Source organism: Pantoea deleyi (assembly GCF_022647325.1).
Taxonomy (GTDB): Bacteria; Pseudomonadota; Gammaproteobacteria; order Enterobacterales; family Enterobacteriaceae; genus Pantoea; species Pantoea deleyi.
Genome location: NZ_CP071405.1, coordinates 430,167 through 456,559, shown reverse-complemented (window position 1 = coordinate 456,559; position 26,393 = coordinate 430,167). Strand labels below are relative to the sequence as shown.

Genomic DNA, 26,393 nt, shown 5'->3' with positions numbered 1-26,393 from the left:
CTTTGGTACTAAGCTTTACTTGGAGTAAAGCTCGACGATCAGGTGTTCGTTAATGTCCGCAGACAGATCAGTACGTTCAGGAATACGCTTGAACACACCTTCCATCTTAGTCGCATCAACTTCCAGCCAGGTTGGCTTTTCACGCTGCTCAGCCAGCTCCAGAGCGGCCTTCACGCGAGATTGCTTTTTGGCTTTCTCACGGATGCTAACGACATCATTCGGAGATACCTGATAAGAAGCGATGTTAACAACGCGACCATTTACCAGAACAGACTTATGGCTTACCAGCTGACGTGCTTCTGCACGAGTGGCACCAAAGCCCATACGATAAACGACGTTGTCCAGACGACCTTCCAGCAGAGCCAACAGGTTTTCACCGGTGTTGCCTTTCAGACGAGCTGCTTCTTTGTAGTAGTTACGGAACTGACGCTCCAGCACGCCGTAGATACGACGAACTTTCTGCTTTTCACGTAACTGACCGCCGTAATCAGACAGACGCGGTTTACGCGCACCATGCTGACCAGGGGCTTGTTCAATCTTACACTTGGAATCGATCGCGCGAACGCCAGACTTAAGGAATAAGTCAGTGCCCTCACGACGGCTCAGCTTGAGCTTAGGACCCAAATATCTTGCCATTTTCTTTCTCCAACTATCCTAAAAAACGGGCGTTATACGCGACGTTTTTTCGGCGGACGACAACCGTTATGAGGGATAGGAGTCACATCAGTAATATTAGTGATGCGGAAACCAGCGGCGTTCAAAGCACGAATAGTAGATTCGCGACCTGGACCCGGACCCTTTACCATAACTTCCAGATTCTTAATTCCGTAATCTTTTACCGCTTCTGCACAGCGCTCTGCAGCGACCTGGGCAGCAAACGGAGTGGATTTACGTGAACCGCGGAAACCGGAACCACCGGCGGTTGCCCAACCCAGTGCGTTACCCTGACGATCGGTAATGGTAACGATGGTGTTGTTAAAAGAAGCATGGACATGAGCCACGCCATCTGAGACTTGTTTTCTTACACGCTTACGTGCACGAACTGGTGCCTTTGCCATTATTTACTCACCCCGATTATTTCTTGATCGGTTTACGCGGACCCTTACGGGTACGTGCGTTGGTCTTGGTACGCTGACCGCGAACCGGAAGACCACGACGATGGCGCAAACCACGGTAGCAACCAAGGTCCATAAGACGCTTGATGCTCAGGGTGATTTCACGGCGCAGATCACCTTCAACAACGAATTTCGCAACTGCATCACGCAGCTGATCAATTTGTTCTTCAGACAGCTCACTGATCTTAACATTTTCAGCAATACCCGTTGAAGCGCAGATGGCTTTTGAACGAGTTTTGCCGATACCGAAGATCGAAGTTAATGCGATAACGGTATGTTTTTGATCAGGAATGTTAATGCCTGCTATACGGGCCACTATGCACTCCTATAATTAAATAAGCACGTCCCATGCTGAAAAGCCCGTTTTCAGGATACTCAAATGGAAACGCACTGACATACAAAAGATTGGCTGGCTAATCTAGCCAGCTCAACCCGACTTTGCAAGAAAAATATGTGACAAAATCAGCCTTGGCGCTGTTTATGCTTTGGCTCGGCGCTGCAGATCACACGTACGACACCGTCGCGACGAATGATTTTGCAGTTACGACATAATCTCTTGACGGAAGCACGAACTTTCATTTTTACTCTCCGTAACTTCTCAACCAACTGAATTAACGGCCGTAGCCTTTCAGGTTAGCTTTCTTCAGTGCCGACTCGTACTGACTTGACATCATCAGAGTTTGCACTTGAGCCATAAAGTCCATGATGACGACAACTACAATAAGCAGTGAAGTACCGCCAAAGTAGAAGGGAACCTTCATCGCATCACGCATGAACTCCGGGATAAGGCAGATAAAAGTAATGTACAGCGCGCCGATTAAGGTCAAACGCGTCATGACTTTATCAATATACTTCGCCGTTTGCTCTCCCGGACGAATTCCCGGTACGAATGCACCAGACTTCTTCAGGTTATCTGCTGTTTCACGTGGGTTGAAAACCAACGCCGTATAGAAGAAACAGAAGAAGATGATTGCAGTCGCATAGAGTAGCACATAAAGCGGCTGTCCTGGCTGCAAATACAGCGAAATTGTTGTCAGCCAGTTCCAACCGGTACCGCCCCCAAACCACGATGCAATCGTTGCCGGGAACAGAATAATGCTGGAAGCAAAGATGGCTGGAATAACACCCGCCATGTTCACTTTCAACGGTAAATGTGTGCTCTGTGCAGCGTAAACGCGACGACCCTGCTGACGTTTTGCGTAGTTCACCACAATGCGGCGTTGACCACGTTCAACGAAGATAACAAAGAAGGTCACTGCGAATACGAGTACTGCAACCAACAGCAACAAGAGGAAGTGCAGGTCGCCTTGCCGCGCTTGCTCGATGGTATGGCCAATGGCCGGCGGAAGACCCGCAACAATACCCGCGAAGATAATGATCGAAATACCGTTACCGATACCTCGTTCAGTAATCTGTTCGCCCAGCCACATCAGGAACATGGTTCCTGAGACCAGACTTACAACAGCGGTAAAGTAGAAGGCAAAGCCTGGATTCATAACCAGACCTTGCATTCCTGGCATATTCGGCAGACCGGTAGCAATACCGATCGACTGGAATATGGCCAATACCAACGTACCGTATCGGGTGTACTGGCTAATCTTACGACGGCCAGCCTCCCCTTCTTTCTTAATTTCCGCTAACGCTGGATGCACCACCGTTAATAACTGGATAATAATCGATGCCGAAATATACGGCATGATACCCAGTGCGAAAATAGAAGCACGGCTGAGAGCACCACCAGAGAACATGTTAAACATTTCAATGATGGTGCCACGCTGTTGCTCAAGCAGTTTGGCAAGTACAGTGGCATCAATACCAGGGATTGGAATGAAAGAGCCAATTCGGAAGACAATCAGTGCGCCGATAACAAACAGAAGTCTGCGTTTCAGCTCACCAAAGCCGCCTTTGGCGCTTTGAAAATCTAATCCCGGTTGTTTAGCCATCTGCTACTTATTCCTCGATTTTACCGCCAGCAGCTTCGATTGCAGCACGAGCACCTTTGGTGACACGCAGACCGCGAACCGTTACCGGTGTAGAAACTTCACCAGACAGAATTACTTTAACGAATTCAATCTGAACACCGACAATGTTGGCTGCTTTCAGCGCGTTCAGGTCGACGATACCGCCTTCAACTTTCGCCAGATCAGACAGACGAATCTCTGTCGTGATCATTGCTTTGCGAGAGGTGAAACCGAACTTCGGCAGACGACGGTACAGCGGCATCTGACCACCTTCGAAACCGCGACGTACGCCACCGCCAGAACGAGAGTTCTGACCTTTGTGACCACGACCACCGGTTTTTCCGAGGCCAGAACCGATACCACGACCCAGACGCTTGGTAGCGTGCTTAGACCCTTCGGCCGGAGACAGAGTATTTAAACGCATCTCTTACTCCTCCACTTTAACCATATAGGAAACCGCGTTAACCATACCGCGTACTGCAGGCGTGTCTTCACGCTCAACGGTGTGGCCAATACGACGCAGACCCAGGCCAACCAGAGTGGCTTTATGCTTAGGCAAACGGCCAATAGCACTGCGGGTTTGAGTGATTTTAATAGTCTTAGCCATCGTGATTACCCCAGAATTTCTTCAACGGATTTACCACGCTTAGCAGCGACCATTTCCGGAGATTTCATATTGCCCAGGCCGTCGATAGTTGCACGAACCACGTTAATCGGGTTAGTAGAACCATAGGCTTTTGCCAGAACGTTATGAACTCCAGCGACTTCCAGAACGGCGCGCATTGCACCACCGGCGATGATACCGGTACCTTCTGAAGCCGGCTGCATGAACACGCGGGAACCCGTGTGTGCACCTTTAACAGGGTGCTGCAGGGTGCCGTTGGTCAGCGCGACGTTAACCATGTTGCGACGGGCTTTCTCCATCGCTTTCTGGATCGCTGCTGGAACTTCACGCGCTTTACCGTAACCAAAACCTACGCGACCGTTGCCATCGCCTACCACAGTCAGTGCTGTGAAGGAGAAGATACGACCACCTTTAACAGTTTTAGAAACACGGTTTACCGCGATCAATTTTTCCTGCAGTTCGCCAGCTTGTTTCTCGATGTGTGCCATCTTAGACCTCTACCTTAGAACTGAAGGCCAGCTTCACGGGCAGCATCTGCCAGTGCCTGGACGCGACCATGATATTGGAAACCGGAACGGTCGAAAGAAACACCAGTGATGCCTTTTTCGATTGCGCGTTCTGCGATAGCTTTACCTACTGCAGCTGCGGCTTCTTTATTGCCGGTATACTTCAGTTGTTCAGTGATAGCTTTTTCTACAGTAGAAGCAGCGACCAGAACTTCGGAACCGTTCGGGGCGATTACCTGTGCGTAAATATGACGCGGGGTACGATGTACCACCAGGCGAGTAGCACCCAGCTCTTTGAGCTTGCGACGTGCACGGGTCGCACGACGGATACGAGCAGATTTCTTATCCATAGTGTTACCTTACTTCTTCTTAGCCTCTTTGGTACGCACGACTTCGTCGGCGTAACGGACACCCTTGCCTTTGTAAGGCTCAGGACGACGGTAGGCGCGCAGGTCCGCTGCAACCTGACCAATCAGCTGCTTATCAGCGCCTTTCAGCACGATCTCAGTCTGAGTAGGACATTCTGCAGTGATTCCCGCGGGCAGCTGGTGATCGACTGGATGAGAAAAGCCCAGAGACAGGTTAACCACGTTGCCTTTGATGGCCGCACGATAACCTACACCAACCAGCTGCAGCTTCTTAGTGAAGCCTTCGGTAACACCGATAACCATTGCGTTCAGCAGCGCGCGAGAAGTACCCGCCTGCGCCCAGCCGTCAACGAAACCTTCGCGCGGAGCGAAAGTCAGAGCGTTGTCAGCATGCTTAACTTCAACAGCATCATTGATAGTACGAGTCAGCTCGCCGTTTTTACCTTTAATCGAAATTACCTGACCGTTGAGTTTTACCTCTACGCCGGCAGGAACAACGACAGGTGCTTTAGCAACACGAGACATATGTATCCTCCGATTACGCTACGTAGCAGATAATTTCGCCACCAAGACCAGCCTGGCGCGCTGCACGATCAGTCATGACACCTTTGGATGTAGAAACTACAGCGATGCCCATACCAGCCATTACCTTTGGCAGCTCATCTTTTTTCTTATAGATGCGCAGGCCAGGACGGCTTACTCGCTGAATGCTTTCTACAACAGCTTTACCCTGGAAATACTTAAGAGTCAGTTCCAGTTCCAGCTTGATGTCGCCTTCGATTTTGAAATCTTCAATATATCCTTCTTCCTTCAGAACGTTGGCAATTGCCAATTTCAGCTTGGAGGAAGGCATGGTGACCGCAACTTTGTTCGCGGCCTGACCGTTACGGATACGGGTCAGCATATCCGCGATCGGATCTTGCATGCTCATCTGTGTTACTCCCGTGATTCAATTGGTGACAATTACCAGCTAGCCTTTTTCAGACCCGGAATTTCACCGCGCATGGCGGCTTCGCGGACCTTGATACGGCTCAACCCAAACTTCCGCAGGAAACCGTGCGGACGACCTGTTTGACGGCAGCGGTTACGCTGACGTGAAGGGCTGGAATCACGCGGCAGACTCTGCAGCTTCAGAACAGCATCCCAACGATCTTCGTCGGAAGCGTTCACATCAGAGATGATCGCTTTCAGTTCAGCGCGTTTAGCGAAGAATTTGTCTGCTAATTTCGCACGCTTAACTTCGCGTGCTTTCATAGATTGCTTAGCCATTAAGTAACCCTACCTTACTTACGGAACGGGAAGTCAAAGGCAGCCAGCAGAGCACGGCCTTCATCATCAGATTTCGCAGTAGTGGTAATGGTGATATCCAAACCACGAACGCGATCGACTTTGTCGTAGTCGATTTCTGGGAAGATGATCTGTTCACGTACACCCATGCTGTAGTTGCCACGGCCATCGAATGACTTAGCGGACAAGCCACGGAAGTCACGGATACGTGGAACAGCAATGGTGACCAGACGCTCAAAGAACTCCCACATGCGCTCGCCACGCAGAGTTACTTTACAGCCGATCGGATAGCCCTGACGGATTTTGAAGCCTGCAACTGATTTGCGTGCTTTGGTGACCAGCGGTTTTTGACCGGAGATTGCTGCCAGGTCAGCTGCTGCGTTATCCAGCAGTTTCTTGTCAGCGATCGCTTCACCAACACCCATGTTCAGGGTGATCTTCTCGACCCGAGGGACTTGCATGACAGAATTGTAGCCAAACTCTGTCATGAGTTTCTGGACTACTTCGTCTTTGTAGTAATCATGCAGTTTCGCCATCGTACTACTCCAAATTACTTGATAGTTTCGCTATTAGACTTGAAGAAACGGACTTTTTTGCCGTCTTCGAATCTAAAGCCTACACGGTCAGCCTTACCAGTTGCCGCGTTGAACAGTGCAACGTTAGAAACCTGAATAGCAGCTTCTTTTTCAACGATGCCACCTGGCTGGTTCAGAGCCGGAACCGGCTTCTGATGTTTCTTCACCAGGTTGATACCTTCAACGATGACCTTACCAGAAGACAGGACATTCTTAACTTTACCGCGCTTACCTTTATCTTTACCGGTCAACACGATAACTTCGTCATTACGACGGATTTTAGCTGCCATTGTTCGCTCCTTAGAGTACTTCTGGTGCCAGAGAGATAATTTTCATGAACTTTTCAGTACGAAGTTCACGAGTTACCGGCCCAAAAATACGCGTACCGATAGGCTGCTCACTGTTATTGTTCAGAATAACGCATGCATTACCATCGAAGCGAATGACAGAACCGTCCGGGCGACGAACACCCTTCCTGGTGCGCACCACTACCGCCTTCAGGACATCACCTTTCTTCACTTTACCACGCGGAATTGCTTCCTTGATGGTAACTTTGATGATGTCACCGACGCCTGCGTAGCGACGGTGCGAGCCACCCAGAACCTTGATACACATTACGCGACGTGCACCGGAGTTGTCGGCGACGTTCAGCATAGTCTGTTCTTGGATCATTTTAGTGCTCCGCTAATGTCAACTACTACTTCGGGACCTAAACCTCAGGTCGTTAGAAAGCCCCATAATTGAGGGCGCGGCATTGTAACACCGGTTCTCACAGATGGGTAGAAAAAATAAACGGCTCTCAATCGAGCCGCTGATTTTCCCTGATGACAGGGAGGGCGTATTCTAGGGAATAGTGCGAACAGTAGCAAATGTAATCTGCCTTATTTTTCGTCGATCTCTGAATAAAGTCCATTACAGGTGCCGCCCGTCTCTTTTTCAGCCAGTGCGTTATGCTGAGGCTTCGCTAACGGCCATACAATTACTGCCCGTTGTTCGTCTGGCTCCTGACTTATCCGCTGATCATGCTGTAAGTGAGTGGTCAGAGGGTTCTGCGTCTGCCCTGCCCCGCCACCCTGGTGTGCAGATGCCTGTTCCGCTGCTGGCTGACCTCAGCCTGTCTCTGAAAGAGTATTCTGTGGCCGCACGTTCTGCGCCCCTGTGGATAGGGGGCAGACGGGCCCTGACAGAGAACGACATGTTGCAGAGCTCTGTCGCCTGCCGGGTGTGCTGGCTGGCGCCGGCACCTGAGCGGTGTATCTCTCTAGCCACACGCACCGATGTTGTACCGAAGAAGCGGTAGCGCTGCAGTGCACAGATAAGCCGTTACCGCGTGTTGTGCGGTGTGCTGCCAGCGTTCCGCACCTGCAGCGTCGCGCTGTATAGCGCAACCTTATTATCACAAACTGCGTAACCCGCATCTGGCAAGCCTGCACGCGTGGAAACCGTTTCCAGCACAAGGTAGCGGCACGCTATCCTGGGCCTCTTTTGAGAGTGCGCGTGCCCGTCCGATAGGCCTCCTTACAGCGCGCAGTCCTGAGATGCAGGCAAAAAAAAACCCCCTGCCGAAGCAGAGGGTTTCTCAGAAAAAACGGTTCCTGTTACAGAACAGCTTTCTCGATTACGCGAACCAGGGTCCAGGATTTGGTCTTGGACAGTGGACGGCATTCGCGGATTTCTACCACGTCACCAATTCCACATTCATTGTTCTCGTCATGGATGTGCAGCTTAGTCGTACGCTTGATGAATTTGCCGTAGATCGGGTGTTTCACGAAACGTTCGATAGCAACAACTGCAGATTTCTGCATTTTGTCACTTACTACACGACCCTGCAGAGTACGGATTTTATCGGTCATTACGAACCCGCCTTCTCAGTCAGTAAAGTCTTAACGCGTGCAACATCACGGCGAACCTGTTTCAGCAGATGAGTCTGCTGCAGTTGGCCAGATGCTGCCTGCATGCGCAGGTTAAATTGCTCACGCAGCAGATTAAGCAGCTCAGTGTTCAGCTCTTCAACGCTTTTTTCACGCAGCTCAGTTGCTTTCATTACATCACCGTCTTAGTTACAAAGGTGGTTTTGATAGGCAGTTTTGCTGCTGCCAGCTTGAATGCTTCACGGGCCAGCTCTTCTGGTACGCCGTCCATTTCATACAGGACTTTACCAGGCTGGATCAGGGCAACCCAATACTCTACGTTACCCTTACCTTTACCCATACGCACTTCCAGCGGCTTCTCGGTGATCGGTTTGTCCGGGAATACTCGGATCCAGATCTTACCTTGACGCTTAACTGCACGGGTCATAGCACGACGTGCTGCTTCGATCTGACGAGCAGTCAGACGACCACGGCCAACAGCTTTCAGACCGAAAGTACCGAAGCTGACATCCGTACCCGCAGCCAGACCGCGGTTACGGCCTTTATGCACTTTACGGAATTTCGTACGCTTTGGTTGTAACATCAGCGACTCTCCTTACTTACGGCCTTTACGCTGCTGCTTTTTAGGTTGAGCAGCCGGTTCCGGTTGTTCAACAGCAGCCATACCACCCAGGATCTCACCTTTGAAGATCCATACCTTAACGCCGATTACACCATAAGTGGTGTGCGCTTCAGAGGTGTTGTAGTCAATGTCAGCACGCAGAGTGTGCAATGGCACGCGACCTTCACGGTACCATTCGGTACGTGCGATCTCAGCGCCACCCAGACGGCCGCTAACTTCAACTTTAATACCCTTCGCGCCAAGACGCATGGCGTTCTGAACTGCACGCTTCATAGCACGACGGAACATCACACGACGCTCCAGCTGTGAAGTGATGCTGTCAGCTACCAGTTTCGCGTCCAGTTCCGGCTTGCGGACTTCGGCGATATTGATCTGTGCAGGAACGCCAGCGATTTTCGCGACGACCGTGCGCAGTTTTTCGACATCTTCACCTTTCTTACCGATAACGATGCCCGGACGAGCGGTGTGAATAGTCACACGGATGCTCTTCGCTGGACGCTCGATAACGATACGAGAGACAGACGCTTTAGCCAGTTCTTTAGTCAGGAACTGACGTACTTTAAAATCGCTGTCCAGGTTGTCAGCGAATTCGTTGGTGTTCGCAAACCAGGTAGAGTTCCATGGTTTTACAATACCCAGGCGAATACCATTAGGATGTACTTTCTGACCCATTGCTAGTCTCCAGAGTCTCAGCGATCGGACACAACCACAGTAATGTGGCTGGTGCGCTTCAGGATGCGATCTGCACGACCTTTGGCACGCGGCATAATGCGTTTCATGGTCGGACCTTCATCAACGAAAATTTTCGTGATTTTCAGATCGTCGATATCAGCGCCATCGTTGTGTTCGGCGTTAGCAATGGCAGATTCCAGAACTTTCTTGACCAGTACAGCCGCTTTCTTGTTGGTGTAGGTCAAAATGTCCAGAGCCTGCGACACTTTCTTACCGCGAATCAGGTCAGCAACAAGGCGAACCTTCTGAGCAGAAGAACGAGCGTGGCGATGTTGAGCAATAGTTTCCATCTCTTCCTCCTACTTATTTCTTCTTGGCTTTTTTATCAGCCGCGTGACCGCGATAAGTACGTGTCGGCGCGAATTCACCCAGTTTGTGACCAACCATTTCGTCGGAAACAAAGACAGGAACGTGCTGACGACCATTATGGACAGCGATGGTCAAACCGATCATGTTAGGAAAGATCGTTGAACGACGGGACCAAGTGCGCAAAGGCTTCTTGTCACCGCTTTCCACCGCTTTCTCTACCTTCTTCAGCAAGTGCAGGTCAATAAAAGGACCTTTCTTGAGAGAACGTGGCATGGCTTATCCTCTAATATTATTTGCTACGGCGACGTACGATAAATTTATCGGTACGCTTGTTGCTACGGGTCTTCTTACCTTTGGTCTGAACGCCCCACGGTGAAACCGGGTGCTTACCAAAGTTACGACCTTCACCACCACCGTGCGGGTGATCAACTGGGTTCATCGCGGTACCACGAACGGTCGGACGAACACCACGCCAACGGGCTGCACCAGCTTTACCCAGAACGCGGAGCATGTGCTCAGCATTACCGACTTCGCCCAGTGTTGCGCGGCAGTCAGACTCGACTTTACGCATTTCACCTGAACGCAGACGCAGGGTAACGTAAGAACCTTCACGCGCAACGATCTGCACGTAAGCACCGGCTGAGCGAGCAATCTGACCGCCTTTGCCTGGTTTCATTTCTACGTTATGCACGGTTGAACCCACCGGGATGTTACGCATCGGCAGAGTGTTACCTGCTTTGATCGCAGCATCAACGCCAGATTGGATCTGGTCGCCGGCTTTCAGGCCTTTAGGGGCCAGGATGTAACGGCGCTCGCCGTCTTTGTACAGAACCAGTGCGATGTTCGCAGAGCGGTTCGGATCGTACTCAAGACGTTCAACAACTGCCGGGATACCGTCTTTGTTGCGTTTGAAGTCAACAATACGATAAGCCTGCTTGTGACCACCACCGATGTGACGGGTAGTGATACGACCATTGTTGTTACGGCCACCGGATTTGCTGTTTTTTTCTACCAGCGGGGCAAATGGTTTGCCCTTGTGCAGCTCCGCGTTTACCACTTTAACTACATGGCGACGACCCGGAGATGTCGGTTTACATTTAACAACTGCCATTGTCTTTCTCCTCCGACTTACTCAGCGCCGCCAGCGAAGTCCAGATTCTGGCCTTCTTTCAGGGTGACGTAAGCTTTTTTCCAGTCGCTACGACGACCGATACGCTGTCCTTGACGCTTAACTTTGCCCTTAACTACCAGGGTGTTTACGTCTTTAACTTCTACTTCGAACAGTTTCTCAACAGCAGCAACGATCTCTGCTTTGGTCGCGTCATTAGCAACTTTGAGAACGATGGTATTGGTTTTTTCCATCGCGCTAGATGCTTTTTCAGATACGTGCGGCGCGCGCAGTACTTTCAGCAGACGTTCTTCACGGATCATGCCAGCATCTCCTCAACTTGCTTAACTGCGTCAGCAGTCATAACGACTTTGTCGAAGGCGATCAGGCTAACTGGGTCGATACCTGATGCATCACGCACGTCAACCTTGTACAGGTTACGGGCAGCCAGGAACAGATTCTCATCCAGTTCACCGGTGATGATCAGCACGTCTTCCAGCGCCATGTCTTTCAGTTTCTGTACCAGCAGCTTGGTTTTCGGTGCTTCGACAGCAAATGATTCGACAACGATCAGACGATCTTGACGTACCAGCTCGGACAGGATGCTTTTCAGCGCGCCGCGGTACATCTTTTTGTTAACTTTTTGACTGTGGTCCTGCGGCTTCGCAGCAAAGGTCACGCCACCTGAACGCCAGATTGGGCTCTTTACAGAACCTGAACGCGCACGGCCGGTGCCTTTCTGACGCCAAGGCTTTTTGCCTGAACCAGTTACTTCGGCGCGAGTTTTCTGCGCACGAGTACCCTGACGGGCGCCTGATGCGTAAGCAACTACAACCTGGTGAACCAGCGCTTCGTTGAAATCACGACCGAAGGTAGTTTCGGAAACAGTCAGCGCGCTCTGCGCGTCTTTCAATACTAATTCCATTGCTATCCCCTTACGCCTTCACAGCTGGTTTAACAATCAGGTCGCTACCGGTAGCACCGGGAACTGCACCTTTAACCAGCAGCAGGTTGCGCTCAGCGTCAACACGTACTACGTCCAGACTCTGAACGGTTACGCGCTCATTACCCAGCTGACCTGCCATTTTCTTGCCTTTGAACACTTTGCCCGGAGTCTGGTTCTGACCGATAGAACCCGGAACGCGGTGAGACAAGGAGTTACCGTGAGTCGCGTCCTGGGTACGGAAGTTCCAGCGCTTAACGGTACCAGCGAAACCTTTACCTTTAGAGGTACCGGTTACGTCAACTTTCTTAACTTCAGCGAAAATCTCAACGCTGATGCTCTGACCTACAGAATATTCTTCACCTTCAGCGGTGCGGAATTCCCACAGACCACGGCCAGCTTCAACGCCAGCTTTAGCAAAATGACCAGCTTCAGGTTTGGTCACACGGTTTGCTTTTTTAGCACCGGTGGTAACCTGAATTGCCTGGTAACCATCGTTTTCCAGGCCTTTGACCTGAGTAACGCGGTTCGCTTCAACTTCGATTACGGTGACGGGGATAGAAACGCCATCTTCAGTGAAGATGCGGGTCATGCCCACTTTTTTACCGACTAAACCAATCATTGTTTCAACCTCTCAATCGCTCGATGACCTGATTAACCCAGGCTGATCTGCACGTCAACACCGGCAGCCAGATCCAGACGCATCAGAGCATCAACGGTTTTTTCAGTTGGCTCAACGATGTCTACCAGACGCTTGTGAGTGCGAATTTCGTACTGATCACGCGCATCTTTGTTGACGTGCGGAGAGATCAGAACAGTAAAACGCTCTTTGCGGGTTGGCAGCGGGATTGGACCACGAACCTGCGCACCAGTGCGCTTGGCGGTCTCAACGATTTCCGCGGTTGATTGATCGATCAGACGATGATCAAACGCTTTAAGACGGATACGGATTCTTTGGTTCTGCATGAGACCAGAGCTCCAAACTTTTTATAGACGAAAAAAATTACTACTCGAACCCATTACGATTGATGGGAGAGTGTAATCGTTCAGCATATAACTCCCCAATTGGGAGTATTGTCAGGCGGCCCAAATTTCAGCCGTCTGCGATTCTGCTCGAATCGCGCCTGCAATATCTGCAGGCCCGCGCATTATACGTAAATCTGTTCAGGAAGCAACCCGTGTTGTGGTTTTCACAGGTAAATAGTGGCGCGCAGCTGTGATGCGACTCGCATGGTGCTGTTGCCTGACAGAGAACGCCGCTCTCTGGTTGCGGGCTGCTCTCCATTGCGGCGGATTCGCTGATGACGCAGACCACGTTGCCGGTGAAACTCTGCCTGTCTCTATTACCCGGAGCCTTATTATGGTCGCTGTTGTTATCACCTGGCTGGCTGCGCTTGCAGGCGGAGGCGCACTGGGCAGCTTCCTGTCGCTGGCCTGCGCCCGCTTTTCCCCTGCCCTCTCACCGGCGCAGTGGTTTGCCGCAATGTGCTCTCCCGCCTCACGCAGCGACTGCTGCCAGAGACGCCTGTTATGGCGCGATACCCTGCCCCTGGTAAGCTGGCCAGCGTTGAGAGGACGCTGCCGCGTCTGTCAGCAACCGTTCGACGCAGGCAGTTTTCTCACCGAGTGGCTGTTCGCCCTGCTCTGTCTGCTGCTTCTGCAAAGCGTTGATAGCCATGCAGAGAGGCTTTACCTGATCGCGGCCGCCAGCCTCCTGTTTCTGCTGGCAGCCATCGATCGCCGCCACTACTTTCTGCCGGACCCGCTTAACTACCTGCTGCTCTGGCTGGGCATACTCCATGCAGCACTGACTGGCCGCGAAACGGCGGCTATCTATGGCGCGGTGGCGGGCTACTGTTCGCTGTGGCTGCTCGCATGGGGCTATCGCAGAGTGCGGGACGTGGAGGGACTAGGCTACGGCGATATCAAGCTGTTTGCTGCGCTGGGCGCCTGCTGTGGCTGGCAGGCCTTACCCGGTATCGCGCTGGGCGCCACCTTGCTGGCGCTGGCGGCAATGATGTCAGCGCTGTGGCGTGGGTTAAGACCGGGTGACAGTCCGCTGCCGTTTGGTCCTTTTCTGGCCATTGCAGGCTGGGTCACCCTTGTGCTTCAGACCCGGTTCACTCTTCTTTAATCTGAGCCTGCAGGTAGTTCTGGATGCCCATCATCCGGATCAGCTCCAGTTCGGTTTCAAGCCAGTCGATGTGATGCTCCTCATCGGCCAGGATCTCAATCATCATGTCACGGCTGACATAGTCGTGCACTTTGTCAGCGTAGGCGATCGCCTCACGGAGATCCTTCGCGCCTTCCAGTTCCAGGCTCAGGTCTGAGCGGAGCATCTCCTCGACGTCTTCGCCGATACGAAGCCGCCCCAGATCCTGAAGGTTCGGGATCCCCTCCAGAAAAAGAATGCGCTCGATATATTTATCGGCATGCTTCATCTCGTCGATCGATTCGTGATACTCCACGTCGTTCAGACGGGTCAGCCCCCAGTTTTTAAACATGCGCGCATGGAGAAAATACTGATTGATGGCAACCAGTTCATTTCCCAGCAGTTTATTCAGATGAGTGATGATTTTGATATCGCCCTTCATTGTTAACCCTCCGCGTCTGGTTTATTAGAGCGTAGATGCGGTTAAAAAGAAGTCAAAAAACCGTGACAGAAACTGTGGGTATTGCCACAGCAGAGAGAGGTCAGGCGATCTCTTTATAGAGCGGGGCGTGCTGCATTTCAGCATCCATGATTTCCCGCGCAGCGCGGATGCACTTGCCGCACTGTTTGCCTACGGGCACAAACTGACGCAGCTGCTGGATAGATTTGGGCTGGTAGCGACGCACGACTTCACGGAGGGTTTTATCACTGATGGCATTACACAGGCAGACGTACATTGTTTCATCACTCGGGTACATTTTATGCACAGTGTAAATGCGAATCGTTTTTATTTCAAACCCACCCTTAGCAGGGTTATCCCGGATGTCGGGCAAAAAAAAAGAGCACCGAAGTGCTCTTTTTTTATGTTGCAGTGGCCGTTTGCACGACCACAGCAGATATCACAATTAAGCGATAACTTTAGCAACAACACCCGCGCCAACGGTACGGCCGCCTTCGCGGATTGCGAAGCGCAGACCTTCGTCCATAGCGATTGGGTGGATCAGGGTAACAACCATTTTGATGTTGTCGCCTGGCATAACCATTTCAACGCCTTCTGGCAGCTCTACTGAACCGGTCACGTCAGTGGTACGGAAGTAGAACTGTGGACGGTAGCCCTTGAAGAACGGAGTATGGCGGCCACCTTCGTCTTTAGACAGAACGTAAACTTCTGACTCGAACTGGGTGTGTGGCTTGATGGTGCCTGGCTTAGCCAGAACCTGACCACGCTGGATGTCTTCACGCTTGATACCGCGCAGCAGAACACCACAGTTTTCGCCTGCCTGACCCTGGTCCAGCAGCTTACGGAACATCTCAACACCGGTACAGGTTGATTTCGCAGTATCTTTGATACCAACGATTTCAACTTCGTCGCCGACTTTAACGATGCCGCGCTCAACACGACCGGTAACAACGGTACCACGGCCAGAGATTGAGAAGACGTCTTCGATTGGCAGCAGGAACGGCATGTCGATCGCACGCTGTGGTTCTGGAATGTAGTTATCCAGGTGTTCAGCCAGCTCGATGATTTTAGCTTCCCACTCTGCTTCGCCTTCCAGCGCTTTCAGCGCAGAACCGCGAACGATTGGGGTGTCGTCGCCTGGGAAGTCATAAGCTGACAGCAGGTCACGAACTTCCATCTCAACCAGTTCCAGCAGCTCTTCATCATCAACCATGTCACACTTGTTCAGGAACACGATGATGTAAGGAACGCCAACCTGACGACCCAGCAGGATGTGCTCACGGGTCTGTGGCATCGGGCCATCAGTCGCAGCAACAACCAGGATCGCGCCGTCCATCTGCGCAGCACCGGTGATCATGTTTTTCACATAGTCGGCGTGGCCTGGGCAGTCAACGTGTGCGTAGTGACGAGTCGGGGTTTCATACTCAACGTGTGACGTGTTGATGGTGATACCACGCGCTTTCTCTTCTGGTGCGTTATCGATCTGATCGAATGCACGCGCCTGGCCGCCGTAAGTTTTAGACAGTACGGTGGTGATAGCTGCAGTCAGGGTGGTTTTACCGTGGTCGACGTGACCGATGGTGCCCACGTTTACGTGCAGTTTGTTACGCTGAAATTGCTCTTTCGCCATGGCGATAATTCCTTACGTTGTGCCTTCACCCTCGGGTGAAGGCATCAGTTCAAATTTAAACCGTAGCTTATTTGCCACGAGCTTCAATAACGGCCTGCGCTACGTTGTTCGGCGCATCGTCATACTTCAGGAACTCCATGGAGTAAGAAGCACGACCTTTGGTCAGAGAACGCAGCTGAGTTGCGTATCCGAACATTTCAGACAACGGAACTTCAGCGTGAATCTGAACGCCAGTAGCGTTAGATTCCTGCCCTTTGAGCATACCACGACGACGGCTAAGGTCACCGATGACATCACCCGTGTTCTCTTCCGGCGTTTCAACTTCAACCTTCATGATAGGCTCAAGCAGAACAGGTGTCGCTTGTTTAAAGCCTTGTTTAAAGGCAATAGACGCGGCCAGTTTAAACGCCAGTTCTGAGGAGTCGACATCATGGTAAGAACCGAAGTGCAGACGCACGCCCAGATCCACAACCGGATAACCAGCCAGAGGGCCTGATTTCAGCTGCTCCTGGATACCTTTGTCAACCGCAGGGATGTATTCACCAGGAATCACACCACCTTTGATGTCGTTGATGAATTCGTAACCTTTCGGGTTCGAACCTGGCTCCAGTGGGTACATGTCAATCACAACATGACCATACTGACCACGACCACCAGACTGCTTGGCGTGTTTACCTTCAACATCGGTAACTTTGGTGCGAATCGCTTCACGGTAAGCAACCTGTGGTTTACCCACGTTTGCTTCAACGTTGAACTCACGCTTCATGCGGTCAACGATGATGTCGAGGTGCAATTCACCCATACCTGCGATGATGGTCTGGTTAGATTCTTCATCAGTCCATACGCGGAATGATGGGTCTTCTTTTGCCAGACGGCCCAGAGCCAGACCCATTTTTTCCTGGTCAGCTTTGGTTTTTGGTTCCACGGCGATAGAGATTACCGGCTCCGGGAACTCCATGCGCTCAAGGATGATGACGTTGTCTGGGTCACACAGGGTATCACCAGTGGTCACATCTTTCAGGCCGATCGCAGCTGCGATATCACCCGCACGGACTTCTTTGATTTCTTCACGTTTGTTAGCGTGCATCTGAACGATACGGCCCAGACGCTCACGGTTTGACTTAACCGGGTTAAATACGGTGTCACCGGTGTTAACAACACCAGAGTAAACGCGGAAGAAGGTCAGGTTACCTACAAACGGGTCGGTAGCGATTTTGAACGCCAGTGCAGCGAACGGCTCGTTGTCGTCAGAGTGACGAACAGCCGGCGTGTCTTTACCGTCGTCCAGCATACCGTTGATCGCGGTAACGTCAGTTGGTGCTGGCAGATATTCAACCACGGCATCCAGCATCGCCTGAACACCTTTGTTCTTAAATGCAGAACCACAGGTTACCAGGATGATTTCGTTGTTCAGAACACGCTTACGCAGAGAAGCTTTGATCTCTTCTTCAGTCAGTTCTTCACCACCGAAGAATTTCTCCATCAGCTCGTCAGAGCCTTCAGCAGCGGCTTCAACCAGCTTCGCACGCCATTCTTCAGCCAGTTCCTGCATATCAGCTGGGATATCTTCGTAGTCGAAGGTTACGCCCTGATCGGCGTCGTTCCAGTTGATTGCTTTCATTTTCACCAGGTCAACAACACCGGTGAATTTCTCTTCTGCGCCGATAGCCAGCTGCAGAGGAACTGGTGTTGCACCCAGACGAACTTCCATCTGGTTAACAACTTTCAGGAAGTTAGCACCCATGCGGTCCATTTTGTTAACGAACGCAATGCGTGGAACTTTATATTTGTTAGCCTGACGCCATACGGTCTCAGACTGTGGCTGAACGCCACCAACTGCACAGTAAACCATTACCGCGCCATCAAGCACACGCATAGAACGTTCAACTTCGATGGTGAAGTCAACGTGTCCAGGGGTGTCGATGATGTTGATGTGGTGTGGTTCAAACTGCTTAGCCATACCAGACCAGTAACAGGTGGTCGCAGCGGACGTGATGGTAATACCACGTTCCTGTTCCTGCTCCATCCAGTCCATGGTTGCTGCGCCGTCGTGTACTTCACCAATTTTGTGGTTTACACCGGTGTAGAACAGAACGCGTTCGGTAGTGGTAGTCTTACCGGCGTCGATGTGCGCACTGATACCGATGTTACGGTAGCGAGCAATGGGTGTTTTACGAGCCATTTGATTCCTCTGATTCTCGGACGTTCAAGGTAAGTCGACCCCAGCGGGTTGGCTATCTGAGCGCCCGCTGGTTTAACAACTACGTGGTTATTACCAACGGTAGTGAGCGAACGCCTTGTTGGCTTCTGCCATGCGGTGAACGTCTTCACGTTTCTTAACTGCAGTACCTTTGTTCTCTGCAGCATCAGAAAGTTCGTTCGCCAGGCGAAGAGCCATTGATTTATCACCGCGTTTACGAGCAGCATCTACGATCCAGCGCATTGCCAGGGCATTACGACGAACCGGACGGACTTCAACAGGAACCTGATAAGTAGAACCACCAACGCGACGTGACTTAACTTCGACAGTCGGACGCACGTTTTCCAGGGCTACTTCAAAAGCTTCCAGAGAGTTTTTACCTGAACGCTGAGCCAGGGTCTCAAGCGCGGTATAAACGATAGATTCTGCAGTAGATTTTTTACCATCTACCATCAGGATATTTACAAATTTGGCCAGCAGCTCTGATCCGAACTTAGGATCTGGCAGAATTTTACGCTGACCAATGACGCGACGACGTGGCATGGAAATACTCCGTTGTTAATTCAGGATTGTCCAAAACTCTATGAGTTTATTTTGACATTTAATTTAAAACGTTTGGCCTTACTTAACGGAGAACCATTAAGCCTTTGGCTTCTTCACGCCGTACTTGGAGCGAGCCTGCTTACGGTCTTTAACACCTGAGCAGTCCAGCGCGCCACGAACGGTGTGGTAACGCACACCTGGCAGGTCTTTTACACGACCGCCACGGATCAGGATCACGGAGTGTTCCTGCAGGTTGTGACCTTCACCACCAATGTAGGAGGTGACTTCAAAACCGTTGGTCAAACGCACACGGCAGACTTTACGCAGTGCGGAGTTTGGTTTCTTAGGAGTGGTGGTGTACACACGAGTACAAACGCCACGTTTTTGCGGGCAAGCTTCCAGCGCCGGCACGTTGCTCTTTGCAACTTTGCGGACGCGTGGTTTGCGAACCAGCTGGTTAACTGTTGCCATTAAATAGCTCCTGGATTTGCTTTTGCTTCGTAAACACGTAATAAATCGCCTCGTAGAATTACGAGGAGGCAGAATTTTAGGGCTGCGTCAAAGGGGTGTCAAGAAATAACCAGGTTTTAGCCGATCACCAGACCATTTGTTGCGGATGCCTGATCGTTAGCGTGACAAACCCATTATAGTCTATAGCGTGTACGCTGGTCGAAATTTGTCCAGCGAGCCCGCGCGCCTGAACGTCCTCCTCCAGCACCCACAGCGTCGCAGGGCTGGCGGCCAGTTGCTGCAGAGCGCGACTGCCCGCCACGGCTGCCAGTACTCCATCCTGCAGCAGCAGCAGGTCATCTCCGGCTTCCGTCATCAATATCAGCGTTTCAAGATCGCTGTGTGACGGGGAGTGCAATAAAGTGTGCAGCATTCGCGCCTCTCAGAAAGTCAGGATGCGGTCGTAGCTGGCCAGGGTCTGGCGCAACGCAGGCGCATCCAGCAGCGTAACGTCCAGCAACCGCTCAGCCTCAGCATCCAGCCCCCGTGCCTCCAGTGAGGTCCGGCAGAGATAGCACTGCTCAATGTCATACAGGGCCAGTACGCCAAAGGTCGCCGCGTAGTGACGGCTCCTGATCGCCTCAGGTTGCTGATGCAGGTTGAGCTGCAGAACGCCATCGCCAATAAAAAACAGGCCGATATCCTCGCTGAGTGCGCCCGTTGCCAGCGCCGCGTCCAGCCCTTCCCGTCCGGCACTGCTTCCGTGCGGTGCCTGCGTAAAGACAAATGCGACCCGGTTCATCAGAATTGCACCAGACGTTCGCAGCGCAGCGCCGCCTCGGCCAGCGCCCCCAGCCCGCTCAGGGTAAAGCCCGGCTGCAGGTTACTGCCCGCCAGCTGAAGCCGTGCCGACTCCTGCGGATCGCTGACGCCACGCCGCAGCGCGGCCGCCACACAGATATTCAGTACCACGCCCTGCTCCTGATGCAATGTCTGCCACGCCCGGACCAGATCAAACTCGTCGCTGGCTGGCGCGGTAAGCTGGTTCGCGTTCAGCACCCCTTCCCGGTAGAAGAACACGCTGTCAAGCTGATGGCCCGCCGCCAGCAGCGCACGGGCAAAGAGCCACGCGCTGGTCGCCTGTTGTGTTCCATAGGCCGGGCCGGTGACCAGCAGGGTGTAACGCATTACCGATCCTGTCCCTGGAAGTCGCCGTTTTTAAACTGGCGGATATAGAGATAGACCGTGTGCTTTGAGATGTTCAGACGATCCGCCACCTGGTTTATCGCATCCTTGATGTCAAAGATCCCCTTCTCATAGAGATTCAGCACAATCTGACGGTTCTTGGCGTTGTTTGAGACATTGCGGTCCGCGCTCACCTCTTCGATCGTAAACTCCAGCGTCTGCATCACCAGGTCGTCCACCGAGCTGGCGAAGTTCACGCTGGAATCAACCTGCTGCATCTCGGGCGGCATAAAGGTCGACATAATCTGTGAGAACGGCACATCGAGGTTCATGTTGATACAGAGCAGGCCAATCACCCGCTGCTGACGATTACGGATCGCGATCGTGACCGACTTCATCAGCACGCCACTTTTGGCCCGGGTGAAATAGGCGCGCGACACATTACTGTCCGCTCCGTGCATATCGTGCAGCATGCGCAGCGCTAAATCGGTAATCGGTGAACCGACTTTACGTCCGGTGTGCTCGCCATTGGCGATGCGCACCGCCGAACACTTAAGATCCTCAAGCGAATGCAGGACAATCTCGCAGTGGGAGCCAATCAGCATGGCCAGGCCATCCACGACAGCCTCGTACGATTTCAGAATATCGTAATCAGTTTGTTCGAACGGGCGCTGCTCAAGCAGATCGAAGTCGCTCAGTTCACCCGGATTGAATGGATTAGACATTGAAGAGTTTCACCCTGAATGGCTGGAGCCTGTCACAGCGGCTTATGGGCAGACTCAATATTGGGATAATTCGGCAGGCATTAGTCTGGCAAATGTCGTCGGCTTATGCCAGAGGTTTGTCGTGACGCGGAAATGAAACCGCCGCCCGGAGGCGGCGGCTGGCAGATTACTGCGCTTTCTGTGCAGCGGCAGCAGGCGCTGGGGCCTGTGCTTTTTCATCGGCCTTTGGTGCCGGTTTGATATCCAGCAGTTCAACATCGAACACCAGCGTGGAGTTAGCCGGAATGCCCGGAACGCCATTTTTACCGTAGGCCAGCTGTGGTGGGATCACCAGCTTGATCTTGCCGCCTTTCTTCACGTGCTTCAGACCTTCAGTCCAGCCCGGGATCACGCCATCCAGACGGAATGAGAGTGGCTCGCCACGGGTGTAAGAGTTATCGAACTCTGTGCCGTCGATCAGCGTACCTTTGTAGTTCACAACTACGGTGTCGCTGTCTTTAGGTGCGTCACCGGTGCCCTCTTTCTCAACTTTATAGAGCAGGCCGGTTTCAGATTTCTTTACGCCGCTCTCTTTAGCAAATTTGGTTGCGTAAGCTGCGCCCTTATCGGCGTTCTCTTTCGCATCTTTTTCCATTTTCGCTGAGGCTGCGCCTTTTACGCGGCCTTCGAAGGATTGCAGGGTCTGCTCGATCTCTTCATCAGAGAGTTTGCTCTTGCCACCGAATGCATCCTGAACGCCCGCGATCAGCTGCTGCTTGTCCAGTTTGATGCCCAGTTTTTCCTGCTCCTTCAGGGAGTTGTCCATGTAGCGTCCCAGTGAAGCACCCAGCGCGTAAGCAGACTGCTGGTCTTCATCTTTGAAGGCCGCATTTTTCGGTGCCTGAGGCGCAGACTGTGGCGCCGCAGCCGGTGCAGCCTGAGGTGCGGCTGCCGTGTCTGCCGCCATGGCCAGCGGAGCATTCAGCGCAACGGCCATCGTGGTAGCTAACATTGTGACTTTAAACAGTGATTTCATCCTTTCTCCAAAACCGAAGCGTCTAACCTCGGGAAACATTGCGGACTTGAGGGTCCACACTATAACTTTACGTGGCAGTGTCGAACACTCCCACAATGTAATTACCCGGTCTACCTCCGACCTTTATAACATCGGGAAGTTTCATCAGAGATGATGGCGCGCCCCCTTTTTTCAAGCGCAACGCCGGAGAACGTGAAAAAAACAGGTGATTCCTGGCAGTCAGGTCGTAGAATCACGCCCCGAATCGCACCTTAACAGAGGAACAGGTCATGCAACAATCCGAGTGGGAACAGCGTCTGGAGACGTTAGAGAGCAAACTGGCCTTTCAGGAGATGACGATTGATCAACTGAACACGGTGGTCGTTGAGCACGAGCTGCAGATGAGTAAGCTGCGGGAGCAGATGCGCATTTTAACCGACAAGCTCAAGGCTAATGCGCCCTCCATGGTCGCCTCTCAATCTGAAGAGACCCCTCCGCCGCACTATTAAGCGCACGGACATCAGACACACCGGACCCGATACGCGCCAAAAGAAAGGCCACCCGGAGGTGGCCTTGAACGATGTGTCGGGACTTAGTGGCTGCAGCCACAGCCGCCTGTACCACAACCGCCTTTACCGTGATCGTGGTCGTGATCATGACCATGATCGTGGTCGTGATGATGGCCATCAGCACCGTGAACGTGGCCATGTGCCAGTTCTTCCGGTGTGGCTTCACGGATAGCAACCACTTCAACGTTGAAGTTCAGGTTCTGACCCGCCAGCATGTGGTTACCATCAACCACGACGTGATCGTCTTCCACTTCGGTGATTTCTACCGGTACCGGGCCCTGATCGGTCTCTGCCAGGAAGCGCATGCCGACCTGCAGTTCGTCAACGCCCATGAAGACGTCTTTAGGAACGCGCTGCACCAGGTTGTCGTCATACTGACCGTAAGCGTCGTTTGCCGGGATATGCACGTCAAACTTGTCGCCGGCAACGTGGTTTTCCAGCGCATTTTCCAGACCAGAAATCAGGGAACCATGACCGTGCAGGTAGTCTAACGGTGCACTCACCGGTGACTCGTCAACTAACACGCCGTCTTCTGTACGTACCTGATAGGCCAGGCTTACCACCAGGTCTTTTGCTACTTTCATGATATCTCCTAACCGTTGAGAGCTGAGATCCCGTCTCATTGGTCTATTCTTGCGTGCAATAACACCAACCAGAAAGGTTCGGGGCTGAGTACAAGAGGGGTTTCACTTTCTCTTGCGACTCCAGCCTTAATGGCGTCAATTGTAACGGAATTCAATGCCGCTGTAAGTTTAAGCGTAAAAAAAGCTGGTCGCTTACGCTATTCCGGATGGAAAATGCCGATAACCTGCTCATTCGTGCGAACCTGATCGCGGGCCTGTTTATCGGCCTCACGCATCTGGTGACCGCATTTCACGCACTCCACCACATCGACATTATTTTCGCGCCACATCGCCAGCGTGTCCTTCTCCTGGCAGTGCGGGCATGTCGCACCTGCAATAAAACGTTTACGCATCAGCTTCTGCCTTTAAAAAGATTATTGATCATCGTCCCAGCCGTCGATCTGCCGCTTCTCGCGCTGCATTTCACGCTGGAAGATATCTTCCAGTTCACGCCGCGCTTCACGCACGCGCGAAGCCTGGGCGCTTTCGGCCGGATTCGGCATCAGCTCGCGCAGCATCCGCATATCCAGCCGGCGGAAATGCTGCTGGGCGCGGTGCGCCTGATGCGGATGCATCCCCAGCGACATCAATGTTTTGCGTCCCAGCTCCAGCGCACTGGAGAACGTTTCGCGCGAGAACTGCGTCACGCCAGCCTGTAACAGCTCGTGCGCTTCCACACGTCCACGAGCGCGCGCCTGAATCTGCAACTGCGGAAAGTGCTGCTGGCAGAGATGCACGATGGTCATCACATCTTCCGGCTCGCTACAGGTAATCACTATCGACTGGGCGCTGGCCGCACCGGCGGCCCGCAGCAGTTCCAGTTCGGTAGCGTCACCGTAATAGACCTTATAGCCATATTTCCGCATCAGGTTAACCGCGCTGATATCGCGCTCCAGCACGGTGATGCGTTTGTTGTTCGCCATCAGCAGACGGCCCACCACCTGACCGAAGCGGCCAAAGCCCACCACAATCACCTGCGGCTGATCATCCTCAACGAAGTGCTTCTCCGCCTCATCGTCCGGCTCGTTAAAGCGTCGCGCCAGCAGACGATCGATCCCCTGCATCAGCAGCGGCGTGGTCATCATCGACAGCGTTACGGTGACCAGCAGCATCGGCAGCTGATCGCCGGCGAACAGTTTTGCCGACGACGCCGCAGAAAAGAGCACGAAAGCGAACTCGCCGCCCTGGCTCAGCACGCCCGCAAACTGCTGCCGCTCGGAGCTGCGCAGACCATAGATGCGGGCCAGCAGATAGAGCACCACCGTTTTCACCGCCACCAGCGTGATCACGCCCAGCAGGATGGTCACAATATGGGTATAGAGCACCCCGAGGTTGAGCGCCATGCCCACCGAGATAAAGAACAGCCCCAGCAGTAACCCTTTAAACGGCTCGATCGCGACTTCCAGCTCGTGGCGATATTCGCTCTCCGCCAGCAGGATACCGGCGATAAAGGTGCCCAGCGCCATCGACAGCCCCAGCGCATCCATAAAGAGCGCCGAGCCAAGAACCAGCAGCAGCGACGCTGCCGTAAAGACCTCGCGTACGCCCGATGCGGCGATATAGCGGAAGATAGGCCGCAGCAGATAGCGTCCGCCCACCAGCATCCCGGCGAACGCCACAACCTTCATGCCGACTTTCATCCAGTCAATATGGCCGCTGTCGGTGCCCGCCAGCAGCGGGATCAGCGCCAGCGCAGGGATGACCGCGATATCCTGAAACAGCAGAACCGAAAAGCCCAGTTGCCCCGCCTCGCTGCGGTTCATGCCCTTGTCCATCATCAGCTGCAGCGCCATGGCGGTCGAGGACATCGCCAGCCCGATGCCGCCGATGATCGCCGCCTGCCAGCTAAAGTCCGTCAGCCACAATAAACCGCCGAGAATCGCGGCGGAGAAGATAACCTGCGCCGCGCCGACCCCAAAAATGGAGCGGCGCAGCGCCCACAGCTTTGCCGGGTTAAGCTCCAGCCCGATGATAAACATCAGGAAGACCACGCCCAGCTCCGAGAAATGAAGAATCTCTTCGACGTCACTGATAAAGCCTAATCCCCACGGGCCGATAGCGATACCCGCGACCAGATAACCCAGCACGGCGCCAATCCCCAGGCGAGCGGCGACCGGTACCAGCAAGACCGCCGCGACCAGATAGATCACCCCGGCGGTCAGCAGCGTTTGTCCTTCCATCTATACTCCTCCGTTCGGCAGCGGTGCTGCCAGCCAGTCGCCATAGGCGCGGGCGTAGTTTTTCATTAATTCCGGCCCCTGACGACGCGCCCAATAGACTATCATCGGCGGCATCCAGTGCATCCGGCACATCTGCGCGGTCAGCTCAAAAGGACGCATAATGTCATTGAGCGAATAGCGGTTCAGGCCCTGCTGTTTAAAAGCACTTTCCGGCTCGCCGGTGGTGACGACGCTGCGCCAGTACTTTCCTTCCAGCGCATTGCCATCCACGCCGTTGGCGAAGCCGCGCGACAACACGCGATCCAGCCACTCTTTCAGCAGGGCCGGACAGCTATAGGTATAGAGCGGATGTTGAAAAATGATGACATCATGCTCACGCAGCAGCTGCTGTTCGTGATGAATATCGATAAAAAAATCCGGATAGGTCGCGTACAGATCGTGCACGGTGACATGTTCCAGCGCCTGAGCCGGCTGCAGCAGAATCCGGTTAGCCACCGAATCCTGTAATTCCGGATGAGCAAAAAGCAGTAATACCCTGGGTGGCTGCGACATCCTTTCCCTCCAAAGCGTCGTCATTGAGGCGGTTTTCCGCTACCATGCACGACGCAGCAAAATCTCATTATGTTGCCAGTAAATTAACATATTCTGACGATACGGCGC

The 26,393-nt window shown here is 52.8% G+C and carries 43 protein-coding genes; 2 read left to right on the top strand and 41 right to left on the bottom strand.

The window, feature by feature from the left end:
- Positions 1-15: 15 nt before the first annotated feature.
- The 26 genes from rpsD to rpsJ all read right to left on the bottom strand — a co-directional run bounded on the left by rpsD (position 16) and on the right by rpsJ (position 12,988).
- Complete coding sequence (gene rpsD, locus J1C59_RS02180) at positions 16-636, bottom strand: 30S ribosomal protein S4 (protein ID WP_008927131.1); 621 nt, start codon at positions 634-636, stop codon at positions 16-18.
- 32 nt (positions 637-668) lie between these two features.
- Positions 669-1,058: a 30S ribosomal protein S11 gene (gene rpsK / locus J1C59_RS02175; RefSeq protein ID WP_004160563.1), complete on the bottom strand. Its 390-nt coding sequence runs from the start codon at positions 1,056-1,058 to the stop codon at positions 669-671.
- Positions 1,059-1,074: 16 nt separating this feature from the next.
- Positions 1,075-1,431 (bottom strand): 30S ribosomal protein S13, encoded by a 357-nt coding sequence (gene rpsM, locus J1C59_RS02170; RefSeq protein ID WP_003850176.1) that lies wholly within the window; start codon positions 1,429-1,431, stop codon positions 1,075-1,077.
- A 146-nt stretch (positions 1,432-1,577) separates the two neighbouring features.
- Positions 1,578-1,694, bottom strand: a complete 117-nt coding sequence (gene rpmJ, locus J1C59_RS02165; protein WP_010252805.1) for a 50S ribosomal protein L36 — start codon at positions 1,692-1,694, stop codon at positions 1,578-1,580.
- 32 nt (positions 1,695-1,726) lie between these two features.
- On the bottom strand, positions 1,727-3,058 hold the full coding sequence (secY, locus tag J1C59_RS02160; protein ID WP_003850175.1) for a preprotein translocase subunit SecY: 1,332 nt from the start codon (positions 3,056-3,058) through the stop codon (positions 1,727-1,729).
- Between the two features lie 7 nt (positions 3,059-3,065).
- A complete protein-coding gene (gene rplO, locus J1C59_RS02155; protein ID WP_003850168.1) occupies positions 3,066-3,500 on the bottom strand; it encodes a 50S ribosomal protein L15 in 435 nt (144 codons plus the stop codon).
- 3 nt (positions 3,501-3,503) lie between these two features.
- A complete protein-coding gene (gene rpmD / locus J1C59_RS02150) occupies positions 3,504-3,683 on the bottom strand; it encodes a 50S ribosomal protein L30 (protein WP_031376672.1) in 180 nt (59 codons plus the stop codon).
- A gap of 5 nt (positions 3,684-3,688) precedes the next feature.
- A complete protein-coding gene (gene rpsE, locus J1C59_RS02145; RefSeq protein WP_003850164.1) occupies positions 3,689-4,189 on the bottom strand; it encodes a 30S ribosomal protein S5 in 501 nt (166 codons plus the stop codon).
- 14 nt (positions 4,190-4,203) lie between these two features.
- Positions 4,204-4,557 carry a 50S ribosomal protein L18 gene (gene rplR / locus J1C59_RS02140; RefSeq protein ID WP_003850163.1) on the bottom strand — a complete coding sequence of 118 codons (354 nt, stop codon included), beginning with the start codon at positions 4,555-4,557 and terminating at the stop codon, positions 4,204-4,206.
- A 9-nt stretch (positions 4,558-4,566) separates the two neighbouring features.
- Complete coding sequence (rplF, locus tag J1C59_RS02135) at positions 4,567-5,100, bottom strand: 50S ribosomal protein L6 (protein WP_128085578.1); 534 nt, start codon at positions 5,098-5,100, stop codon at positions 4,567-4,569.
- Positions 5,101-5,113: 13 nt separating this feature from the next.
- Positions 5,114-5,506, bottom strand: coding sequence for a 30S ribosomal protein S8 (rpsH, locus tag J1C59_RS02130; protein ID WP_003850158.1), 393 nt, complete (start codon positions 5,504-5,506; stop codon positions 5,114-5,116).
- 32 nt (positions 5,507-5,538) lie between these two features.
- Complete coding sequence (rpsN, locus tag J1C59_RS02125; RefSeq protein WP_008927132.1) at positions 5,539-5,844, bottom strand: 30S ribosomal protein S14; 306 nt, start codon at positions 5,842-5,844, stop codon at positions 5,539-5,541.
- A gap of 14 nt (positions 5,845-5,858) precedes the next feature.
- Positions 5,859-6,398: a 50S ribosomal protein L5 gene (rplE, locus tag J1C59_RS02120; protein ID WP_003850155.1), complete on the bottom strand. Its 540-nt coding sequence runs from the start codon at positions 6,396-6,398 to the stop codon at positions 5,859-5,861.
- Positions 6,399-6,412: 14 nt separating this feature from the next.
- Positions 6,413-6,727 (bottom strand): 50S ribosomal protein L24, encoded by a 315-nt coding sequence (gene rplX, locus J1C59_RS02115; protein ID WP_003850150.1) that lies wholly within the window; start codon positions 6,725-6,727, stop codon positions 6,413-6,415.
- A gap of 10 nt (positions 6,728-6,737) precedes the next feature.
- Positions 6,738-7,109 (bottom strand): 50S ribosomal protein L14, encoded by a 372-nt coding sequence (gene rplN / locus J1C59_RS02110; RefSeq protein WP_006120590.1) that lies wholly within the window; start codon positions 7,107-7,109, stop codon positions 6,738-6,740.
- A 926-nt stretch (positions 7,110-8,035) separates the two neighbouring features.
- On the bottom strand, positions 8,036-8,290 hold the full coding sequence (gene rpsQ, locus J1C59_RS02105) for a 30S ribosomal protein S17 (protein ID WP_003850147.1): 255 nt from the start codon (positions 8,288-8,290) through the stop codon (positions 8,036-8,038).
- Positions 8,290-8,481 (bottom strand): 50S ribosomal protein L29, encoded by a 192-nt coding sequence (gene rpmC, locus J1C59_RS02100; RefSeq protein WP_003850146.1) that lies wholly within the window; start codon positions 8,479-8,481, stop codon positions 8,290-8,292. The genes rpsQ and rpmC overlap by 1 nt, the downstream gene beginning before the upstream one ends.
- Complete coding sequence (rplP, locus tag J1C59_RS02095) at positions 8,481-8,891, bottom strand: 50S ribosomal protein L16 (protein WP_008927134.1); 411 nt, start codon at positions 8,889-8,891, stop codon at positions 8,481-8,483. Before rplP ends, rpmC begins: the two co-directional genes overlap by 1 nt.
- A gap of 12 nt (positions 8,892-8,903) precedes the next feature.
- Complete coding sequence (gene rpsC, locus J1C59_RS02090; RefSeq protein ID WP_008927135.1) at positions 8,904-9,602, bottom strand: 30S ribosomal protein S3; 699 nt, start codon at positions 9,600-9,602, stop codon at positions 8,904-8,906.
- Positions 9,603-9,619: 17 nt separating this feature from the next.
- Positions 9,620-9,952, bottom strand: coding sequence for a 50S ribosomal protein L22 (gene rplV / locus J1C59_RS02085; protein ID WP_046289651.1), 333 nt, complete (start codon positions 9,950-9,952; stop codon positions 9,620-9,622).
- Between the two features lie 13 nt (positions 9,953-9,965).
- Positions 9,966-10,244, bottom strand: a complete 279-nt coding sequence (gene rpsS, locus J1C59_RS02080; RefSeq protein ID WP_001138115.1) for a 30S ribosomal protein S19 — start codon at positions 10,242-10,244, stop codon at positions 9,966-9,968.
- Between the two features lie 16 nt (positions 10,245-10,260).
- The gene (gene rplB / locus J1C59_RS02075; RefSeq protein WP_009087588.1) at positions 10,261-11,082 is read right to left on the bottom strand and encodes a 50S ribosomal protein L2; all 822 of its coding nucleotides are present in this window, start codon (positions 11,080-11,082) and stop codon (positions 10,261-10,263) included.
- A gap of 17 nt (positions 11,083-11,099) precedes the next feature.
- Complete coding sequence (rplW, locus tag J1C59_RS02070; RefSeq protein WP_003850708.1) at positions 11,100-11,402, bottom strand: 50S ribosomal protein L23; 303 nt, start codon at positions 11,400-11,402, stop codon at positions 11,100-11,102.
- Complete coding sequence (gene rplD / locus J1C59_RS02065; RefSeq protein WP_009087590.1) at positions 11,399-12,004, bottom strand: 50S ribosomal protein L4; 606 nt, start codon at positions 12,002-12,004, stop codon at positions 11,399-11,401. Before rplD ends, rplW begins: the two co-directional genes overlap by 4 nt.
- Before the next feature lie 10 nt (positions 12,005-12,014).
- A complete protein-coding gene (gene rplC / locus J1C59_RS02060; protein WP_003850712.1) occupies positions 12,015-12,644 on the bottom strand; it encodes a 50S ribosomal protein L3 in 630 nt (209 codons plus the stop codon).
- A gap of 32 nt (positions 12,645-12,676) precedes the next feature.
- On the bottom strand, positions 12,677-12,988 hold the full coding sequence (gene rpsJ, locus J1C59_RS02055; RefSeq protein WP_001181005.1) for a 30S ribosomal protein S10: 312 nt from the start codon (positions 12,986-12,988) through the stop codon (positions 12,677-12,679).
- 394 nt (positions 12,989-13,382) lie between these two features.
- On the opposite strand from rpsJ, the gene J1C59_RS02050 reads away from it, so the two are divergent.
- Positions 13,383-14,156 carry a prepilin peptidase gene (locus J1C59_RS02050; RefSeq protein ID WP_128085577.1) on the top strand — a complete coding sequence of 258 codons (774 nt, stop codon included), beginning with the start codon at positions 13,383-13,385 and terminating at the stop codon, positions 14,154-14,156.
- Here the strand turns inward: J1C59_RS02050 and bfr are convergent.
- The 11 genes from bfr to fkpA form a co-directional block, all read right to left on the bottom strand.
- Positions 14,143-14,616, bottom strand: coding sequence for a bacterioferritin (bfr, locus tag J1C59_RS02045; RefSeq protein WP_128085576.1), 474 nt, complete (start codon positions 14,614-14,616; stop codon positions 14,143-14,145). The genes J1C59_RS02050 and bfr overlap by 14 nt on opposite strands.
- 100 nt (positions 14,617-14,716) lie before the next feature.
- Positions 14,717-14,911, bottom strand: a complete 195-nt coding sequence (bfd, locus tag J1C59_RS02040; protein WP_128085592.1) for a bacterioferritin-associated ferredoxin — start codon at positions 14,909-14,911, stop codon at positions 14,717-14,719.
- Between the two features lie 168 nt (positions 14,912-15,079).
- Positions 15,080-16,264: an elongation factor Tu gene (tuf, locus tag J1C59_RS02035; protein ID WP_242281354.1), complete on the bottom strand. Its 1,185-nt coding sequence runs from the start codon at positions 16,262-16,264 to the stop codon at positions 15,080-15,082.
- A 67-nt stretch (positions 16,265-16,331) separates the two neighbouring features.
- Positions 16,332-18,446 carry an elongation factor G gene (fusA, locus tag J1C59_RS02030; protein WP_128085313.1) on the bottom strand — a complete coding sequence of 705 codons (2,115 nt, stop codon included), beginning with the start codon at positions 18,444-18,446 and terminating at the stop codon, positions 16,332-16,334.
- 90 nt (positions 18,447-18,536) lie between these two features.
- On the bottom strand, positions 18,537-19,007 hold the full coding sequence (gene rpsG, locus J1C59_RS02025; protein WP_009087603.1) for a 30S ribosomal protein S7: 471 nt from the start codon (positions 19,005-19,007) through the stop codon (positions 18,537-18,539).
- Between the two features lie 96 nt (positions 19,008-19,103).
- Entirely contained in the window at positions 19,104-19,478 is a 375-nt protein-coding gene (gene rpsL / locus J1C59_RS02020) for a 30S ribosomal protein S12 (RefSeq protein WP_003852912.1), read from the bottom strand.
- A 124-nt stretch (positions 19,479-19,602) separates the two neighbouring features.
- Entirely contained in the window at positions 19,603-19,890 is a 288-nt protein-coding gene (tusB, locus tag J1C59_RS02015; protein ID WP_128085314.1) for a sulfurtransferase complex subunit TusB, read from the bottom strand.
- Between the two features lie 9 nt (positions 19,891-19,899).
- Entirely contained in the window at positions 19,900-20,259 is a 360-nt protein-coding gene (tusC, locus tag J1C59_RS02010) for a sulfurtransferase complex subunit TusC (protein WP_128085315.1), read from the bottom strand.
- On the bottom strand, positions 20,259-20,645 hold the full coding sequence (gene tusD / locus J1C59_RS02005; protein WP_140917372.1) for a sulfurtransferase complex subunit TusD: 387 nt from the start codon (positions 20,643-20,645) through the stop codon (positions 20,259-20,261). The genes tusC and tusD overlap by 1 nt, the downstream gene beginning before the upstream one ends.
- A complete protein-coding gene (locus J1C59_RS02000) occupies positions 20,645-21,367 on the bottom strand; it encodes a helix-turn-helix transcriptional regulator (protein WP_009087612.1) in 723 nt (240 codons plus the stop codon). Before J1C59_RS02000 ends, tusD begins: the two co-directional genes overlap by 1 nt.
- 166 nt (positions 21,368-21,533) lie before the next feature.
- The gene (fkpA, locus tag J1C59_RS01995; protein WP_128085316.1) at positions 21,534-22,382 is read right to left on the bottom strand and encodes an FKBP-type peptidyl-prolyl cis-trans isomerase; all 849 of its coding nucleotides are present in this window, start codon (positions 22,380-22,382) and stop codon (positions 21,534-21,536) included.
- Positions 22,383-22,651: 269 nt separating this feature from the next.
- Here fkpA and J1C59_RS01990 point away from each other — a divergent pair, with 269 nt between their 5' ends.
- Entirely contained in the window at positions 22,652-22,870 is a 219-nt protein-coding gene (locus J1C59_RS01990) for a SlyX family protein (RefSeq protein WP_128085317.1), read from the top strand.
- Between the two features lie 83 nt (positions 22,871-22,953).
- Here the strand turns inward: J1C59_RS01990 and slyD are convergent, their stop codons facing one another.
- The 4 genes from slyD to kefG all read right to left on the bottom strand — a co-directional run bounded on the left by slyD (position 22,954) and on the right by kefG (position 26,285).
- Complete coding sequence (slyD, locus tag J1C59_RS01985) at positions 22,954-23,514, bottom strand: peptidylprolyl isomerase (protein ID WP_009087618.1); 561 nt, start codon at positions 23,512-23,514, stop codon at positions 22,954-22,956.
- A gap of 197 nt (positions 23,515-23,711) precedes the next feature.
- Entirely contained in the window at positions 23,712-23,906 is a 195-nt protein-coding gene (locus J1C59_RS01980) for a YheV family putative zinc ribbon protein (RefSeq protein WP_010253033.1), read from the bottom strand.
- Positions 23,907-23,927: 21 nt separating this feature from the next.
- Positions 23,928-25,733: a glutathione-regulated potassium-efflux system protein KefB gene (gene kefB, locus J1C59_RS01975; RefSeq protein ID WP_111139699.1), complete on the bottom strand. Its 1,806-nt coding sequence runs from the start codon at positions 25,731-25,733 to the stop codon at positions 23,928-23,930.
- The gene (gene kefG, locus J1C59_RS01970) at positions 25,734-26,285 is read right to left on the bottom strand and encodes a glutathione-regulated potassium-efflux system ancillary protein KefG (RefSeq protein ID WP_111139700.1); all 552 of its coding nucleotides are present in this window, start codon (positions 26,283-26,285) and stop codon (positions 25,734-25,736) included.
- Between the last annotated feature and the right edge of the window lie 108 nt (positions 26,286-26,393).